At 73.2% G+C, this 15,933-nt stretch carries 17 protein-coding genes; 10 read left to right on the top strand and 7 right to left on the bottom strand.

What is annotated here, in order from left to right:
• Positions 1-75 precede the first annotated feature (75 nt).
• From deoC to IF19_RS0127100, 3 genes are read left to right on the top strand one after another with little or no spacing between them, the layout of a single operon-like run.
• On the top strand, positions 76-1,023 hold the full coding sequence (deoC, locus tag IF19_RS0127090) for a deoxyribose-phosphate aldolase (RefSeq protein ID WP_030120390.1): 948 nt from the start codon (positions 76-78) through the stop codon (positions 1,021-1,023).
• Between the two features lie 5 nt (positions 1,024-1,028).
• Positions 1,029-2,465: an aldehyde dehydrogenase family protein gene (locus IF19_RS0127095; RefSeq protein ID WP_030112596.1), complete on the top strand. Its 1,437-nt coding sequence runs from the start codon at positions 1,029-1,031 to the stop codon at positions 2,463-2,465.
• Positions 2,458-3,387: an aldehyde dehydrogenase family protein gene (locus IF19_RS0127100; protein WP_030112597.1), complete on the top strand. Its 930-nt coding sequence runs from the start codon at positions 2,458-2,460 to the stop codon at positions 3,385-3,387. The genes IF19_RS0127095 and IF19_RS0127100 overlap by 8 nt, the downstream gene beginning before the upstream one ends.
• Positions 3,388-3,471: 84 nt before the next feature.
• Here IF19_RS0127100 and IF19_RS0127105 read toward each other — a convergent pair whose 3' ends face one another.
• Entirely contained in the window at positions 3,472-3,891 is a 420-nt protein-coding gene (locus tag IF19_RS0127105; protein WP_030112598.1) for a hypothetical protein, read from the bottom strand.
• A 62-nt stretch (positions 3,892-3,953) separates the two neighbouring features.
• Between IF19_RS0127105 and IF19_RS0127110 the strand changes: the two genes are divergently transcribed.
• Positions 3,954-4,664: a nucleoside/nucleotide kinase family protein gene (locus tag IF19_RS0127110; protein WP_030727074.1), complete on the top strand. Its 711-nt coding sequence runs from the start codon at positions 3,954-3,956 to the stop codon at positions 4,662-4,664.
• Between the two features lie 231 nt (positions 4,665-4,895).
• Here IF19_RS0127110 and IF19_RS0127115 read toward each other — a convergent pair whose 3' ends face one another.
• Positions 4,896-5,687, bottom strand: a complete 792-nt coding sequence (locus tag IF19_RS0127115; protein ID WP_078580515.1) for a SigE family RNA polymerase sigma factor — start codon at positions 5,685-5,687, stop codon at positions 4,896-4,898.
• A 183-nt stretch (positions 5,688-5,870) separates the two neighbouring features.
• On the opposite strand from IF19_RS0127115, the gene afsQ1 reads away from it, so the two are divergent.
• The 5 genes from afsQ1 to IF19_RS0127140 all read left to right on the top strand — a co-directional run bounded on the left by afsQ1 (position 5,871) and on the right by IF19_RS0127140 (position 9,943).
• Complete coding sequence (afsQ1, locus tag IF19_RS0127120) at positions 5,871-6,548, top strand: two-component system response regulator AfsQ1 (RefSeq protein ID WP_078580519.1); 678 nt, start codon at positions 5,871-5,873, stop codon at positions 6,546-6,548.
• Entirely contained in the window at positions 6,545-8,074 is a 1,530-nt protein-coding gene (locus tag IF19_RS0127125) for a sensor histidine kinase (RefSeq protein ID WP_030192908.1), read from the top strand. Before afsQ1 ends, IF19_RS0127125 begins: the two co-directional genes overlap by 4 nt.
• A 107-nt stretch (positions 8,075-8,181) precedes the next feature.
• Positions 8,182-8,787, top strand: a complete 606-nt coding sequence (locus IF19_RS0127130) for a GerMN domain-containing protein (protein ID WP_032748205.1) — start codon at positions 8,182-8,184, stop codon at positions 8,785-8,787.
• A 281-nt stretch (positions 8,788-9,068) separates the two neighbouring features.
• The gene (locus IF19_RS0127135; RefSeq protein WP_030277345.1) at positions 9,069-9,641 is read left to right on the top strand and encodes a VanZ family protein; all 573 of its coding nucleotides are present in this window, start codon (positions 9,069-9,071) and stop codon (positions 9,639-9,641) included.
• A 95-nt stretch (positions 9,642-9,736) separates the two neighbouring features.
• A complete protein-coding gene (locus IF19_RS0127140) occupies positions 9,737-9,943 on the top strand; it encodes a PspC domain-containing protein (protein ID WP_030112607.1) in 207 nt (68 codons plus the stop codon).
• Positions 9,944-10,057: 114 nt separating this feature from the next.
• On the opposite strand, the gene IF19_RS0127145 is transcribed toward IF19_RS0127140, so the two are convergent.
• Together IF19_RS0127145 and IF19_RS0127150 are read right to left on the bottom strand one after the other, a co-directional pair.
• Positions 10,058-10,357 (bottom strand): hypothetical protein, encoded by a 300-nt coding sequence (locus IF19_RS0127145; RefSeq protein WP_030112608.1) that lies wholly within the window; start codon positions 10,355-10,357, stop codon positions 10,058-10,060.
• Between the two features lie 135 nt (positions 10,358-10,492).
• Positions 10,493-11,647, bottom strand: a complete 1,155-nt coding sequence (locus IF19_RS0127150) for an adenosine deaminase (protein ID WP_030112609.1) — start codon at positions 11,645-11,647, stop codon at positions 10,493-10,495.
• A gap of 199 nt (positions 11,648-11,846) precedes the next feature.
• Here IF19_RS0127150 and IF19_RS0127155 point away from each other — a divergent pair, with 199 nt between their 5' ends.
• Entirely contained in the window at positions 11,847-12,524 is a 678-nt protein-coding gene (locus IF19_RS0127155; RefSeq protein WP_030120396.1) for an alpha/beta hydrolase, read from the top strand.
• Positions 12,525-12,642: 118 nt separating this feature from the next.
• Here the strand turns inward: IF19_RS0127155 and IF19_RS1000000137165 are convergent, their stop codons facing one another.
• From IF19_RS1000000137165 to IF19_RS0127170, 3 genes are all read right to left on the bottom strand, one after another.
• Positions 12,643-13,818, bottom strand: coding sequence for a hypothetical protein (locus IF19_RS1000000137165; protein ID WP_063751379.1), 1,176 nt, complete (start codon positions 13,816-13,818; stop codon positions 12,643-12,645).
• Between the two features lie 157 nt (positions 13,819-13,975).
• On the bottom strand, positions 13,976-14,737 hold the full coding sequence (locus IF19_RS0127165) for a hypothetical protein (RefSeq protein ID WP_030277346.1): 762 nt from the start codon (positions 14,735-14,737) through the stop codon (positions 13,976-13,978).
• Positions 14,738-14,956: 219 nt separating this feature from the next.
• Positions 14,957-15,910: a LysR family transcriptional regulator gene (locus tag IF19_RS0127170; RefSeq protein ID WP_030112615.1), complete on the bottom strand. Its 954-nt coding sequence runs from the start codon at positions 15,908-15,910 to the stop codon at positions 14,957-14,959.
• Between the last annotated feature and the right edge of the window lie 23 nt (positions 15,911-15,933).

The following is a 15,933-nucleotide window of genomic DNA, read 5'->3' on the forward strand; positions in this document are numbered from 1 at the left end:
CCGCCCCACCGACCCCCGGATGACCTGGCCCCCTGTACAGGTCGCTACGCGCGTAGATATGCTCCTCTGGTGACCATGCCCACCACTGCTCCCGCATTCTCCGACGCGACCGCGTCCGACAGTGCGCTGCGCCGCTTCCTGTTCGGGCTGCCCGGCGTCGACGCCGTCGGACTCGAAGCGCGCGCCGCCGCCCTCGGAACCCGTTCGATCAAGACGACGGCCAAGGCGTACGCCATCGATCTCGCCATCTCGATGATCGACCTGACGACGCTGGAAGGCGCGGACACCCCGGGCAAGGTCCGGGCCCTCGCCGCCAAGGCCGTCAACCCCGACCCCACCGACCGGACGACCCCGCGCACCGCGGCCGTCTGCGTCTACCCTGACATGGCGGCCACCGCCGCCGCCGCGCTGGCCGGCTCCGGCGTGAAGGTGGCGTCCGTGGCGACCGCCTTCCCGGCGGGGCGGGCCGCGCTGGACGTCAAGCTGGCCGACGTCCGCGAGGCCGTGGCGGCCGGGGCGGACGAGATCGACATGGTGATCGACCGGGGGGCGTTCCTCTCCGGCCGGTTCCTGAAGGTCTACGAGGAGATCGTCGCCGTGAAGGCGGAGTGCGGCTCCGCCCGCCTCAAGGTGATCTTCGAGACCGGCGAGCTGTCCACGTACGACAACATCCGCCGTGCCTCCTGGATCGGGATGCTGGCGGGCGCGGACTTCATCAAGACCTCGACCGGCAAGGTGGGCACCAACGCCACCCCCGCCAACACCCTCCTCATGCTGGAGGCCGTGCGCGACTTCCGGGCGGCCACCGGCGTACAGATCGGTGTGAAGCCGGCCGGCGGCATCCGCACCACCAAGGACGCGGTGAAGTTCCTGGTCCTGGTGAACGAGACCGCGGGCGAGGACTGGCTGGACCCGCACTGGTTCCGGTTCGGTGCGTCCAGCCTGCTCAACGACCTGCTGATGCAGCGCCAGAAGCTCAGCACCGGCCGTTACTCCGGCCCCGATTACGTGACGGTGGACTGATAGCCATGGCATCCGCATTCGAGTACGCACCGGCGCCGGAGTCCCGTTCCGTCGTCGACATCGCCCCCTCCTACGGGCTGTTCATCGACGGCGAGTTCACCGAGGCCGCCGACGGCAAGGTCTTCAAGACCGTCTCGCCGAGCACCGAGGAGGTCCTCTCCGAGGTCGCGCAGGCCGGACAGGCGGACGTGGACCGCGCCGTGAAGGCGGCCCGGAAGGCGTTCGGGAAGTGGTCGGCGCTGCCCGGCTCCGAGCGCGCCAAGTACCTGTTCCGGATCGCGCGGATCATCCAGGAGCGCAGCCGCGAGCTGGCCGTCCTGGAGACGCTCGACAACGGCAAGCCGATCAAGGAGACCCGCGACGCGGACCTCCCGCTGGTCGCCGCGCACTTCTTCTACTACGCGGGCTGGGCCGACAAGCTCGACCACGCGGGCTACGGAGCGAATCCGCGCCCGCTGGGCGTGGCCGGCCAGGTCATCCCGTGGAACTTCCCGCTGCTGATGCTCGCGTGGAAGATCGCCCCGGCGCTCGCCACGGGCAACACGGTGGTCCTGAAGCCCGCCGAGACGACCCCGCTGAGCGCGCTGTTCTTCGCGGACATCTGCCGCCAGGCCGGGCTGCCGAAGGGCGTCGTCAACATCCTGACCGGGTACGGGGACGCGGGCGAGGCCCTGGTCACGCACCCGGACGTGAACAAGGTGGCGTTCACCGGTTCGACGGCGGTCGGCAAGGCGATCGCGCGTTCCGTCGCGGGCACGGACAAGAAGGTCACCCTGGAGCTGGGCGGCAAGGGCGCGAACATCGTGTTCGACGACGCCCCGGTCGACCAGGCCGTCGAGGGCATCGTCACCGGGATCTTCTTCAACCAGGGCCAGGTCTGCTGCGCGGGCTCCCGCCTGCTGGTCCAGGAGTCGGTCCGGGACGAGGTGCTGGACGCGCTCAAGCGCCGGCTGTCCACGCTCCGGCTCGGCGACCCGCTGGACAAGAACACCGACATCGGCGCGATCAACTCCGCCGAGCAGCTCGCCCGGATCACCGCCCTGGCGGAGACCGGCGAGGCGGAGGGCGCGGAGCGCTGGACCGCCCCGTGCGAACTGCCCTCGTCCGGCTACTGGTTCGCCCCGACGCTCTTCACGAACGTCACCCAGGCGCACACGGTGGCCCGGGACGAGATCTTCGGCCCGGTGCTCTCGGTCCTCACGTTCCGCACCCCGGACGAGGCGGTCGCCAAGGCCAACAACACCCAGTACGGCCTCTCGGCGGGCATCTGGACGGAGAAGGGCTCCCGCATCCTCGCGGTCGCCGGCAAGCTCCGGGCGGGCGTCGTCTGGGCCAACACGTTCAACAAGTTCGACCCGACGTCGCCGTTCGGCGGCTACAAGGAGTCGGGCTACGGCCGCGAGGGCGGCCGCCACGGCCTGGAGGCGTACCTCGATGTCTGACCGCGAACCGAACCACGGCGACGCCGAGCGGCGCCTCGGCGTCTTCAAGACCTACAAGCTGTACGTCGGGGGCAAGTTCCCCCGCTCCGAGAGCGGCCGGGTGTACGAGGTGACCGACTCGAAGGGCGCGTGGCTCGCCAACGCGCCGAAGTCCTCCCGCAAGGACGCGCGCGACGCGGTCGTGGCGGCGCGCAAGGCGTTCGGCGGCTGGTCGGGCGCGACCGCGTACAACCGGGGCCAGGTCCTCTACCGCGTCGCGGAGATGCTGGAGGGCCGCCGGGAGCAGTTCGTCCGCGAGGTGGCCGCCGCCGAGGGGCTGTCGAAGTCCAAGGCGGGGGCCGTGGTGGACGCGGCCATCGACCGCTGGGTCTGGTACGCGGGCTGGACCGACAAGATCGGCCAGATCGCGGGCGGGGCCAACCCGGTCGCGGGCCCGTTCCTCAACCTCTCCACCCCCGAGCCGACGGGCGTCGTCGCGGTCCTCGCACCGCAGGGCTCCTCGCTGCTCGGCCTGGTGTCGGTGGTCGCCCCGGTGATCGCGACCGGCAACACGGCGGTCGTCGTCGCCTCGGCCGACGCCCCGCTGCCCGCGCTGTCGCTGGGCGAGGTGCTGGCCACCTCGGACGTCCCGGGCGGCGTGGTCAACATCCTGACCGGCGCCACGGCGGAGATCGCCGCCCCGCTCGCCGCCCACCAGGACGTCAACGCGATCGACCTGACCGGTGCGGACGCCGCGCTGGCGAAGGAGCTGGAGATCGCGGCGGCGGACAACCTGAAGCGGGTCCTGCGCCCCCGGGACGTGGACGCGGACGGCGGGGACTGGCTCGCCTCTCCCGGCACGCACCGCCTGACGGCCTTCCTGGAGACCAAGACGGTGTGGCACCCGACGGGCGCGCTGGGGGCCGCGGGCTCCTCGTACTGAGCCCGGCCCGCCCGGCGCGTACGCGAACGGGGCCGCCCTCCCACCCCGGGGCGGCCCCGTTCGCCGTGTCCGCGTCCGCGTGCGTCAGCCGGTGACGAGCCCGGTCACCGCGCCCACCACGGGCAGCTCGCTCAGCGAGGCGCCGCTGGTGATCGGGTCGGTGACGATCGCGGTGGTGACCGGCTTGAAGTCGGCGATCTGGGTGCCCACCGCGTTGTCCAGCGGGTCCACGCCGGTGTTCGCCAGCGGGTCGAGCTGGAGGTCGGTCACCGGGGCGACGCTGTGGGCCAGCGAGGTGCCGAGCGCGCTGGTCACCGCCGGCGCGGCCGTCTCGCCGACCGCCTGGAGGGCGGAGACGCCCTGGTCCGGGGCGTCCGCGACGGAGGGCAGCTGAACGGCTCCGGCGGAGCCCGCGCCGGCCCCCAGGGCCGCGCCCAGGGCGGTGAGCGTCAGACCGGCGCGCAGCAGGGTGCGGCGTTCGGGCTTGCGTGCGTGAAGTCCCATGTTTTCCACCTGATCGAACCTGGTCGGGTAATCGTCCGTACGCGCAGAGTAGTTGAGGTGTGATGCTGGATACCAACGGATGGCCCTGGGGGTCCCCTGCCCGGGTCAATGCCTCACACTTCTGTTCTGTGAGTTCCCAACCGATCCCCACCCGCGTCGTCCTGCTCGCGGGCCCTTCCGGCTCCGGCAAGTCCGTCCTGGCCGCCCGCACCGGTCTCCCGGTGCTGCGCCTGGACGACTTCTACAAGGAGGCGGGCGACCCGACGCTGCCGCGGGTCCCCGGCTCCACGGACATCGACTGGGACTCCGCCGCGTCCTGGGACGCGGACGCGGCGGTGGCCGCCGTCGCCGAGCTGTGCCGGTGCGGCAGCACGGACGTCCCGGTGTACGACATCGCCACCAGCTCCCGTACGGGCCACGAGACCTTCCACATCGAGCGGTCGCCGCTGTTCGTGGCGGAGGGCATCTTCGCGGCCGACATCGTGCGCCGCTGCCAGGAGCTGGGTCTGCTGGCCGACGCGCTCTGCCTGCGCGGCCGCCCGACGACGACGTTCCGCCGCCGACTGGTGCGGGACCTGCGCGAGGGCCGCAAGTCGGTGCCGTTCCTGCTGCGCCGGGGCTGGCGCCTGATGCGCGCGGAACGCCGCATCGTGGCCCGTCAGACGGCCCTGGGGGCGCACCCCTGCGGCAAGGAGGAGGCCCTCGGCCGCTTCGCCGCCGCGGCGGCGGGCCGTTGCCGCCGCGCCCACGTGACGGCACCGGTCCCGGAGTAGCCGGACCGCTCGGCCGCACCCGGCCGTCCCGGGCCCCGGCGCACGGACAGCGGGGTCGTACAGGCCCCCCGGCCCGTACGACCCCGCTGTCTTTCCCCCGTGGCCCGCGCCTCCCCCGAAGCGCCGGGCCCTCCCCCTTTGTTGCTCCCCCGTGTCCCCTCGGTCCCCGTTTTTCCCTCTCCCCCGTGTTTCCCCCTCGGCCCTCGCCTCCCCCAGGCGCAGGGCCCTGCCTCAGGCCACCAACTCGCCGAAGGACTCCTGCTCGTCACGTCCGAAGCTGAGGACCTCGTCCTCGCGCAGCCGGCGCAGGGAGCGCCAGATGCTCGACTTCACCGTGCCGACACTGATGTCGAGGATGGACGCGATCTCCGGGTCGGTGCGGCCCTCGTAGTACCGCAGAACCAGCATCGTGCGCTGGAGTTCGGGCAGCCGGGCCAGTGCCTGCCAGAGCACCGCCCGCAGCTCCGTGCCGCGCATCGCGTCCGTGTCGCCCACCGTCTCCGGCAGCTCCTCGGTCGGGTATTCGTTGAGCTTGCGCCTGCGCCAGGCGCTGATGTGCAGGTTGGTCATGGTGCGGCGCAGATAGCCGCCGACCGCCGCCTTGTCGCTGATCCGGTCCCACGCCCGGTACGTCGAGAAGAGGGCGCTCTGCAGCAGGTCCTCGGCCTCGAACCGGTCGCCGGTCAGGTGGTAGGCGGTCGCGTACAGGGAGGACCGTCGCTCCTGGACGTAGGCCGTGAACGCCGCTTCGGCGTCCGCGCTCTCCGCCCTCGTGGTGCGATCCCCCGCGGCCTTCCCGTACGCGTTTCCCCCGTTGCCCCCCACTTCCCCCGTGGGTGCGTCCACCACCGTCATGTACGTCGTCCGCGGGTGCTCCGCGGTCGGCTGCGACGGCAGATACGGACGCCCGGCGCTTCGAACACACCCCCGCATGTTCGTCGCACCGGACTTCTCCGTGCTCCGGCCGATGTCGTGGAGACGCGTGACAACTGCGCTTGAGCTGGTGCTGTGCAGTGCGTTCATCTCGCGCCCCCTGTTCGGTGGAGTCCGTTCGTTCCTTGCTGACCTAGAGCTTGCCGGGGCAGTTTCTCGGCGCTGTCCCCCGACTGTCACAGGGCTGTCACAGGGGATGTCGTGGCCGTGCCCCCGCGATCGGAGCGGGCCGCGGGTCGAACTGAAGCGCCCCCATGGGCCAGAATGGCGCTCGTGCCTTTCCTGTTGCTGATCGAGGACGACGACGCCATCCGCACGGCCCTCGAACTCTCGCTGTCACGCCAGGGCCACCGTGTGGCCACCGCGGCGACGGGAGAGGACGGCCTGGAGCTGCTGCGCGAGCAGCGGCCCGACCTGGTCGTGCTGGATGTGATGCTGCCCGGGATCGACGGTTTCGAGGTGTGCCGGCGGATCCGCCGCACCGACCAGCTGCCGATCATTCTGCTGACCGCGCGCAGCGACGACATCGACGTCGTGGTGGGACTGGAGTCCGGCGCGGACGACTATGTGGTGAAACCCGTCCAGGGCCGGGTGCTGGACGCCCGGATCCGGGCGGTGCTGCGGCGCGGGGAGCGGGAGTCGACCGACTCCGCGACCTTCGGTTCCGTGGTGATCGACCGCTCCGCCATGACCGTCACCAAGGACGGGGAGGACCTGCAGCTCACGCCGACCGAGCTGCGGCTCCTGCTGGAGCTGAGCCGCCGGCCCGGACAGGCCCTCTCCCGGCAGCAGTTGCTGCGGCTGGTGTGGGAGCACGACTACCTGGGCGACTCCCGTCTGGTGGACGCGTGCGTCCAGCGGCTGCGCGCGAAGGTGGAGGACGTGCCGTCCTCGCCGACCCTGATCCGTACCGTGCGGGGCGTGGGCTATCGGCTGGACTCGCCTCAGTGACCACCACCCTCAAGCGGTCCCTGCGTGCCGGGCTGCGCTGGACCAGTCTGCGGATGCGGCTGGTCGTGGTGTTCGCGCTGGTCGCCCTGGTGGCCGCGGTGTCGGCTTCGGGGATCGCGTACTGGCTCAACCGCGAGGCCGTGCTCACCCGTACCCAGGACGCCGCGCTCGACGACTTCCGGCGGCAGATGCAGGACACCGCGGCGGCGCTGCCGACCCGCCCCACCAAGGACGACCTCCAGCGGGCCGCCGGGGACATGGCGGCGGGCAGCCCCGGGTACGACGTGCTGCTGGAGGCCGAACGCGAGCGCGGCAAGCCGATCATGGGCTACTCGGACCTGGACACCTTCACCCGGGACGACGTCCCGGAGTCACTGCAGCGGCAGGTGGCCCGCAAGCAGCCGCTGACGTCGAGCAACGACCACGAGTACCACCTGTTCTGGCAGCGTACGAGCATCGCGGGCACCCCGTACCTGGTCGCCGGTACGCGGATCATCGGCGGCGGCCCGACCGGGTACATGCTCAAGTCCCTCGACCAGGAACGGCAGGACCTCAACTCGCTGGCCTGGTCGCTGGGGATCGCCACCGCGCTCGCGCTGATCGGTTCGGCGCTGCTCGCGCAGGCCGCCGCGACGACCGTGCTGCGCCCGGTGCAGCGGCTCGGGGACGCGGCGCGCAAGCTGGGCGAGGGCAAGCTCGACACCCGGCTCGTGGTCTCCGGCACGGACGAACTCGCCGACCTCTCCCGTACGTTCAACAGGACGGCGGGCTCGCTGGAGAAGAAGGTCGCGGACATGAGCGCGCGGGAGGAGGCGAGCCGCCGGTTCGTCGCCGACATGTCGCACGAGCTGCGCACCCCGCTGACCGCGATCACGGCGGTGGCCGAGGTGCTGGAGGACGAGGCGGACACGCTCGACCCGATGATCGCCCCCGCCGTGCACCTGGTGGTCAGCGAGACCCGGCGGCTGAACGACCTGGTGGAGAACCTGATGGAGGTGACCCGCTTCGACGCGGGCACGGCCCGGCTGGTCCTGGACGACGTGGACGTGGCCGACCAGGTGACCGCGTGCATCGACGCGCGGGCCTGGCTGGACGCGGTGGACCTGGACGCGGAGCGCGGCATGATGGTCCGCCTCGATCCGCGCCGGCTGGACGTGATCCTGGCCAACCTCATCGGCAACGCCCTCAAGCACGGCGGTTCCCCGGTGGGCGTACGGGTGCGGATCGAGGGCGAGGAGCTGCTCATCGAGGTACGGGACCACGGTCCGGGCATCCCCGAGGACGTGCTGCCGCACGTCTTCGACCGGTTCTACAAGGCGAGCGCCTCCCGGCCCCGTTCGGAGGGCAGCGGGCTCGGCCTCTCCATCGCCATGGAGAACGCGCACATCCACGGCGGTGACATCTCGGCGGCCAACTCCCCGGACGGCGGCGCGGTGTTCACCCTGCGGCTGCCGCGCGACGCCGAGGGCATCGCACGGAACGACGGGCCGGGCGTCCAGGCCCCGGACGAGAACGGGGCGACGTGAAGCACGGCGACATCACGGACCCGGAGCGGGGCCCGCTCCGGTCGCGTACGGCGGCGGGGCGGTTCACGGCGGCGCTCCGGAGACGCGCCGCCGGCACGTCGGTGACGGTGTTCCGGCGGCGCACGGGAGCTTCCTTCGCGGCCGCGGCGGTGGTCGCGGCGCTGGTCTCCGGGTGCGGTATCCGTACGACCTCGGTGCCGGTGGACGCGGGCGCCGCGCCCTCCCGGGTGCCCTGCCGGCTGTCCCCGTCGGACGTCGCCTCCGCGTCGCCGGAGGGCACGCGCGCCAAGGTGTACCTGGTGTGCGCCTCGCAGCTCGTCACCGTGGAGCGTCCGGTGGACCGGAGTGCGGCGGGCGACGATCCGGCGGCGGTCGCCCGGGAGCTGCTCGCCGAGGCGCAGCGGGCCCCCTCGGCGGGCGAGCGGCGGGCCGGGTTCACCACCGCCGTGCCGGTGGGCCTCCGGGTGGCGCCGACCCGCGACGACGACCCGGCGGGCACGGTACGGCTGAGCAGTCAGCCGGAGGACCTGTCGGCGGAGGCGCTGTCGCAGATCGTGTGCACGTACGCGGAGAGCGAGACGCTGGCCCGGGGCGGTTCGGTGGTCCTGGGCGGGCCGGGGACGTACCCGCCGCGCGGCTATCTGTGCACCACGCAGACGAAGGCCCGGCCGGGCGACCTGGTCACGACACCGGACGCGGCCGGGCTGGACTGAGGCGACGCGGACTCCGGGGGCGCCTCGGTGGCGTGCCTCGGTGAGGTGTGCGCTTCGGGGGGCGTGCTTCTGCGGGGCGGTGGCTTCGGGGGCGCTTCGGGTGCGGTGGCTTCGGGAGGCGCGCACCGGTAGGACGGTGGCTTCGGGGGCGCTTCGGCCTCGCGGGCCCGGACGAGGCCGGTGGGGGTGCGCCGGTCCCGTCCGTACGGGTGTGCCCGTGCGGGGCGTCCGTACGACCGCCGGCGGCACGCGGAACCGATCCCGCCGGTCAGCGCGTCTTGGTGGGCGTGCGGCACAGTTCGGACGGTCGGACCGTCATCCACTTCCGCGCGGCGGGGGTCTCCCTCCTGGCCGCGCATCTCCTGCTCGTCGGGTGGCTGACCCTGCGCCCGCTGGACGTCCCCTGGATCGCGGCGGCGAACTTCGAACCGCTCGCCGGCATCCGCGCCGACCTGGCGCTGGGACCGGTCGAGGCGGCCCGCCGGATCGGCGGAGCGCTGCTGCTGCTCGCCCCGCTCGGGGTGCTGCTCCCGATGGCCGGGGGCCGGATCTTCGTCTCCCCGTGGCTCTCCCTGCTGCGTACGGCCGCCGCCGGGGCGCTGATCTCGCTCGCCATCGAACTGGGGCAGACCGGAGTGCCCGGTCAGGTCGTCGACATCGACTCGCTGCTGCTGAACACCGCCGGGGTCGTGCTGGCCCACCTGCTGGTCGTCCCGTTCTGCCGGGCGCGGCTGCGCCGCCGGGGGCTGCCCGGGGTGCGGGATCTGCCGCACCACCGGCAGGAGACCCGACTCCGGGACGAGGCCCCTGGGGGGACGACCCCGACGATTACCGGGGTCGGTCTCGCCCCGTAGAGCGATGTTTTGTCCCCCCCTCGCGGCGGCACCATGGATACATCGGGGAGCGCGGAAAGCCGCTCCCTCCCGCCACGTACGCGAAGGAGCCCACCATGGCCGCACTTGTCCGCCCCCGCGAAGGCCGCATGATCGGCGGAGTGTGCGCGGGCCTCGCCCGGCGTTTCGGCACCTCCGCGGGCACGATGCGCGTCATCTTCGTCGTCTCCTGCCTGCTGCCCGGTCCGCAGTTCCTGATCTACCTGGCGCTGTGGGCGCTGCTGCCCTCGGAGAAGTCCGCCTCCTCCGCGACGGCCTGGTGACGCCCGGCTTCACGAGGAGCGGTGAACGCGCGGTGGGGCGCACATCCTGGGATCAGGGTGTGCGCCCCACCGGTGTGCGGGGGTGGCGCCGGTGTTCCGGCGGCCGGGGCGGGGTCAGCCGCCGAGCGGGATCCCGTTGGCGGAGAGGCCCTGGGTGGGCAGGCCGCCGAGCAGACCGGTGACCGGGGCGGCCGCGTCGGTGGCGTCGCCGCCGAGGACCTTGCCGACGGTCTCCTGGACCGGCGCGTTCTGGGCCGACTTGGCGAGGGTGTCGACCGCCATCGTCGAGACGGGGAGCACCCCGGCCGCGGCGTCGAGCGGCAGCGCGGTGGCGGCGGAGGCGCTGCCGCCGGCGGCAGCGGCGAAAGCGGCGCCGAGGACGGCGACACCGAGAGTCTTGGCAGACTTCTTCATGGAGAATTCATCCTTGGGGAAGGGGATGTGAGCGGCTCTGCAAGCTAGCCATTCCACCGCCCTCACCGCAAACATCCCGACACACCGGAAAAGGGCCGGGACGCGCCGTCCCGGCCCTTTCCGCTGATGCGGCGATCAGCTCGCGGAAGCAGCAGACGCGCTGGTCACAGCGGTCTGACGGAACAGCCACTCCGACTTAAGCTCCGCGTACCCGGGCTTGACGACGTCATTGATCATCGCGAGACGTTCATCGAAAGGAATGAATGCTGATTTCATCGCATTGACCGTGAACCACTGCATGTCATCGAGCGTGTATCCGAAAGTCTCGGTCAGCCGCTCGAATTCCTGGCTCATGGACGTACCGCTCATCAGCCGGTTGTCCGTGTTCACGGTGATACGGAAGTGCAGCTTGCGCAGCAGTCCGATCGGGTGCTCGGCGTACGAGGCGGCCGCGCCGGTCTGGAGGTTGGAGGTCGGGCACATCTCCAGCGGGATGCGCTTGTCCCGTACGTAGGAGGCGAGGCGGCCGAGGGTGACCGAGCCGTCGTCGGCGACCTCGATGTCGTCGATGATCCGGACGCCGTGGCCGAGCCGGTCGGCGCCGCACCACTGGAGGGCCTGCCAGATCGAGGGCAGCCCGAACGCCTCACCGGCGTGGATCGTGAAGTGGTTGTTCTCGCGCTTGAGGTACTCGAACGCGTCGAGGTGGCGGGTGGGCGGGAAGCCGGCCTCGGCGCCCGCGATGTCGAAGCCGACGACGCCCTGGTCGCGGTAGCTGTTGGCCAGTTCGGCGATCTCCAGCGCACGGGCGGCGTGCCGCATGGCGGTGAGGAGGGCGCCGACCCGGATGCGGTGGCCGTTGGCACGGGCGACGCGCTCGCCCTCGCGGAAGCCCTCGTTGACGGCCTCGACGACCTCTTCGAGGGTCAGGCCGCCCTCCAGGTGCTGCTCGGGGGCGTAGCGGATCTCGGCGTAGACGACACCGTCCTCGGCGAGGTCCTCGGCGCACTCGGCGGCCACCCGGAACAGCGCTTCGCGGGTCTGCATGACGGCGCAGGTGTGCGCGAACGTCTCCAGGTACCGGGGCAGCGAACCGGAGTCGGCGGCCTCGCGGAACCAGACGCCGAGCTTGTCGGGCTCGGTCTCGGGGAGGGAGTCGTAACCCTGCGCGCGGGCCAGCTCCACGATGGTGCCCGGCCGCAGGCCGCCGTCGAGGTGGTCGTGGAGCAGCACCTTGGGGGCGCGCCGGATCTGGTCGGAATCAGGAACGTTCGGGGTCTGGCTCGTCATCTTGGCACTCTAGCGCCTACGCGCGTAGAGCGCCGCGTGTCGATGCGTAACAGTGACCGCGAAGTCGGGTGGAGTACACCTCTCCTTCTGACACTGTTCTGTCATGGCGCAGCGAGCACTTTCCCGTTCCGGCCAGGCGACGCCCCCTCGACTGGGGCGGGCCGTCCGGGCGGCCGGGGCGACGGACGAGGTCGGCGGGGTGGCTGTGCTGCTCCCGGACGGCGAACCCGTGTCCCGCCGCCGTCCCTCCGCCCTGGCGTACGCGGCGCAGTTGCCGATGGCCCGTGCGCTGGCGCGGGCCGGGGCGGGCGAGGGGCTCGCGGTCCATGTGCTGCGCTACCGGTGGCGCGGCTGGAACACGGCCGACGCGCATCCCGCCGAGGACGCCGGGTGGGCGGCCGACGAGGTGCAGCGCCGGTACGGGGACGTGCCGGTCTGCCTGGTCGGCCACGGGATGGGCGGACGGGCGGCGCTGCGGGCGGCGGGGCACGGGTCGGTGACCTCGGTGCTGGCGCTGGCGCCGTGGCTTCCGGAACCGGCCGCGGGCGAGCCGGAGCCGGTCCAGCAGCTCGTGGGGCGACGGGTGTTGATCGTGCACGGCACCAACGACGAGCGTACCGATCCGGAGCTGTCCTACCGGCTGGCCGAGCGGTCGAAGAAGACCAACCGGGACACCTGCCGCTTCGAAGTCCACTCGGACGGACACGCGTTGCGCCAGCACCGCTCCGAAGTGGTGGCGCTGGCCGCCGACTTCGTCTGCGGGTCGCTCTTCGACCGGTCCTACGCCCGGCCGGTCGCGGACGCCCTGGCCGCGCCGCCGCCCCTGGGGCTGCGGATGCCGCTGGCCGCCGGGTTCGGGCGGTCGCTGCGGCGCTGAGGGCGCGTTCGTGCGGGGGTGGCCCCCGCGTACAGGTACGGCCCGCGCGTACAGGGGCGCCCGCGCGTACAGGGGCGTCCGTGCGCCCGCGCGTACGGGGTGGCGGCGGGCGGCGCGGTCAGGCGTCCGGCGCCGAGGCGGGGCGCGTGGCCGCCGGGTCGGGCGTGGGCGGCGGGAGCGGCAGCGCGCCCAGGATCCAGCGCATCGCGGGCCGCTCGGCGAGGATCAGCACCGCGGCCTCCCCGTCGCGGCACTCCAGCACCACCTCGGAGGAGCGCCTGCCGTAGTGCGGGTCGGTGAGGTGAACGCTGCGCAGCCGCACCGGTACCAGGGTCTCCGGCAGCGGGCGCAGCACGACCTTGCCGTACGCGTCCGGGGTGGTGGCGAGACGGCCGCGTCCACCGGGCACGGGGCCGGGGGCCAGTGCCAGGTGGTCGTTGCCCTCGATGCTGTACGGGACCTCGCCCTCCACGGTGGCGCGCACGACCCGTTCGGCGGTGAGGACCCTCGGCTCCAGGGTGACCACGTCGGTCGCGCGCCGGCCCAGCGCCCGGGTGAGCAGGGCCGACGCCGTCCCGGCGACCGCGCACCCGGCGGCCGTGATCAGCAGCACGGGGAGCACGCCGTCGACCGTCAGCGCGGCGGTGACGGCAAGGCCGACCGCAGCCGCCGTCGCCGTGAACGGCACCCAGGTCTGCCAGGCGTGGACCGCCGGATCGCGGGTGTGGCGGAGGCTCCACCGGAACGCCGCGCGGACGAGGACCGCGCCGGTGATCAGCAGGGCGAGCGCCACCGCGAACCGGGCGGCGGCGCCGGGGCCCGGCTTGCCCACGACGTCCTGGCGGAGCTCCCCGAGGCTCAGCGCCCATACGGTGCCCCGCCACGAGTGCACCGTCACCCGGTCGCCGGGCTCCAGTGCGCCGAAGACCGGTCCGGCGCCCCGCAACTCCAGCTCGACGGGCGGGCCGTCGCCGGGGGCGACGGTGACCAGGCGGGTGTCGGACCTCTTCTCACGGCGGCTCTCCTTGGCGACGGCCACGGCGGGCCAGGTGGCCAGGCAGTCGCCGTTCTCGGGCACCGCGACCTCCGCGCACGGTCGTGCCGATCGGAAGTCGTGGACCTCCGACAGCTTCCCGGGCAGCGTCGCGAAGAGCACCGCCGCCGCCAGCACCAGGAGCACCCCGATCGCGCCGGGGGCGAGGGCGCTTCTCAGGTCGCGGCGGGCGGGCGGGGGCGCGGAAGGGGAGCCGGGGTCAGGGGCGGCACCGGAGGAGGGAGAGGTGGAGCGGATCACCGGGACATTGTGCGGGATTCAAATAGATTCCCGGCAATCGTGACCTCACACCCGTCGGCCACTGCTTCACGCGCCTGTCACACGGACGCCGACTGCCACCTGACGCGCCCGTCGCACAGCCGTCCGCCGCCGCCTCACGCGCCTGTCCGCCGCCGCCTCACGCCGGGCGGCGGAGCAGCCGCGCCGAGGCCGCCCACGCCACCGCGCAGCCCGCCGCGGCGACGGCCAGGGCGAGGAGCACGTTCGCGATCAGGAGCGCGGCGGCGACGGCGATGCCGACCGCGACCGCCGTCGCCGCCGCCGGCACGGCGACCTGCCGGGCGCGCACGGCGGGGGCCCGGACCGCGCGGCGCCGGTGCGCCCACCCGGAGGCCCGCAGGAGGACGCTGCCGACGATCAGCAGCGCGAGCCCCACGGCCAGCCGGACGACCGCGCCGAGGCCGGGGCGCTCGGCCGAGTCCTGGCGCTCGTTCCCGGCCTCCACCCACACGGCGGCGGCGCGCCAGGTGGCGACGGTGACCTGGTCGCCCGGCGCGAGCTTCTCCCAGACCGGGCCCTCGCCCCGCAGGCGTACGCGGAACGGCGGGAGGTCCTCGTCGTCCTGGCCGAGGGTGACCCAGTGGGCGGCGTCCCTGCCCCGGGGGCGGGCCTCCGTCGCGAGCACGGTGGCGGGCCGGGTGGCGAGGCAGTCGCCGTTCTCCACCGCCGAGCCGCCGACCTCCGCGCACGGCCGCGCGGCCTGGAAATCCCGGGCCTCGGAGAGCTTGCCCGGCAGCAGCGCGAACAGCACCATCGCGGCCGGCACCATCACCGATCCGACCACGGCCGGGATCACGATGCCCCTCAGGCCGGCGGAGGCGGGCGGGGGCGAGGGGGCGGCAGAAGCGGAGGGGGAAGCGGAGGCGCGGTCGGGAGTCACCGGGGCATTCTCGCCGCTCCCGAACAGATGAACGTCATCCGATCCACCCGGTGCCGCGTTCCGCGCCTCGTACGCCGCGTACCCGACTCGTACACCGCGCGCCCGACTGCGTACGCCGTGCACCCAGCCGCGTGCCCCGCCGCGTGCCCCGTCCGCGTACGCCCGCCCTCCGGTCCGGGGGGCGCGCGCCCCGCCCCGTACACCTCCGTCCCGGTCCGGTCAGTCCGGCAGCAGGTTCCCCCGGCGCGAGAGCAGGAAGCGTTTGAAGGCGGCGACCGGTGGAGTGTCCGGGTGTCCGTCCAGCCAGGCGACGCCGATCTCGCGGACCGCGCGCGGCGCGGTGACCGTCAGCTCGACGACCCCGGGCCGGGCGACCGCGGGCGGCGGCAGCAGGGCCACCCCGAGTCCGGCGGCGACCAGTCCGCGCAGGGTCTCCGCCTCCTCGCCCTCGAAGGCGACGCGCGGGGTGAAGCCCGCCTCCGCGCAGAGGTCGTCGGTGATCCGGCGCAGCCCGTAACCGGGTTCCAGGGTCACGAACGTCTCCTCGGCGGCCTCCGCGAGGCGGATGCGGCGCCGGGAGGCGAGGCGGTGGTCGTCGGGCACGACGAGGCGCAGCCGCTGCTCGTCGAGGCGGCGGGCGACGAGGTCGGGGGCGTCCGGCACCGGCGAGGTGAGGCAGAGGTCGAGGCCGCCGGCGCGGAGCCGTTCGATCATCGCCTCGCCGTAGTTCTGCACGAGCTGGAAGCGGACCCTCGGGTGGTCGACCCGGAAGGCGCGGATCAGGGCGGGGACGGTCTCCGAGCCCATGGTGTGCAGGAAGCCGAAGGAGACCCGGCCCGCCGTCGGGTCGGCGTCCGCCCGGACCGAGTCGGCGGCCTTCTCCACCTCGGCCAGGGCCCGTTCGGCCGAGGCGAGGAAGGTGCGGCCGGCCGGGGTGAGCGAGACCGTACGGCCCTTGCGGGCGAACAGGGCGACGCCCAGGTCGGCTTCGAGCCGGACCATGGCCCGCGAGAGCGTGGACTGCGGGACGCCCAGTTCGTGTGCGGCGCGGGTCACATGCTCGTGCCGGGCGACTGCTTCGAAAAAGGCGAGACGGGGCGCGAGCACGGCCCGGATGTCTTCTTCGTAACTGCTTGGTGACAGCCGAGGCCCTGAGCTGCGTTCATGCGCCATGGGATCGATTATGGCAGTTTCAT

Origin of the sequence: Streptomyces californicus, assembly GCF_000717645.1 — a bacterium.
GTDB lineage: Bacteria > Actinomycetota > Actinomycetes > Streptomycetales > Streptomycetaceae > Streptomyces > Streptomyces californicus.

What these genes read in the sequence shown, in the direction of transcription:
- deoC (WP_030120390.1), top strand. Translation starts at nt 76, where the DNA reads ATGCCCACCACTGCTCCCGCATTCTCCGACGCGACCGCGTCCGACAGT.
- IF19_RS0127095 (WP_030112596.1), top strand. Translation starts at nt 1,029, where the DNA reads ATGGCATCCGCATTCGAGTACGCACCGGCGCCGGAGTCCCGTTCCGTC.
- IF19_RS0127100 (WP_030112597.1), top strand. Translation starts at nt 2,458, where the DNA reads ATGTCTGACCGCGAACCGAACCACGGCGACGCCGAGCGGCGCCTCGGC.
- IF19_RS0127105 (WP_030112598.1), bottom strand. Translation starts at nt 3,891, where the DNA reads ATGGGACTTCACGCACGCAAGCCCGAACGCCGCACCCTGCTGCGCGCC.
- IF19_RS0127110 (WP_030727074.1), top strand. Translation starts at nt 3,954, where the DNA reads ATGCTGGATACCAACGGATGGCCCTGGGGGTCCCCTGCCCGGGTCAAT.
- IF19_RS0127115 (WP_078580515.1), bottom strand. Translation starts at nt 5,687, where the DNA reads ATGAACGCACTGCACAGCACCAGCTCAAGCGCAGTTGTCACGCGTCTC.
- IF19_RS0127140 (WP_030112607.1), top strand. Translation starts at nt 9,737, where the DNA reads ATGGCCGCACTTGTCCGCCCCCGCGAAGGCCGCATGATCGGCGGAGTG.
- IF19_RS0127145 (WP_030112608.1), bottom strand. Translation starts at nt 10,357, where the DNA reads ATGAAGAAGTCTGCCAAGACTCTCGGTGTCGCCGTCCTCGGCGCCGCT.
- IF19_RS0127150 (WP_030112609.1), bottom strand. Translation starts at nt 11,647, where the DNA reads ATGACGAGCCAGACCCCGAACGTTCCTGATTCCGACCAGATCCGGCGC.
- IF19_RS0127170 (WP_030112615.1), bottom strand. Translation starts at nt 15,910, where the DNA reads ATGGCGCATGAACGCAGCTCAGGGCCTCGGCTGTCACCAAGCAGTTAC.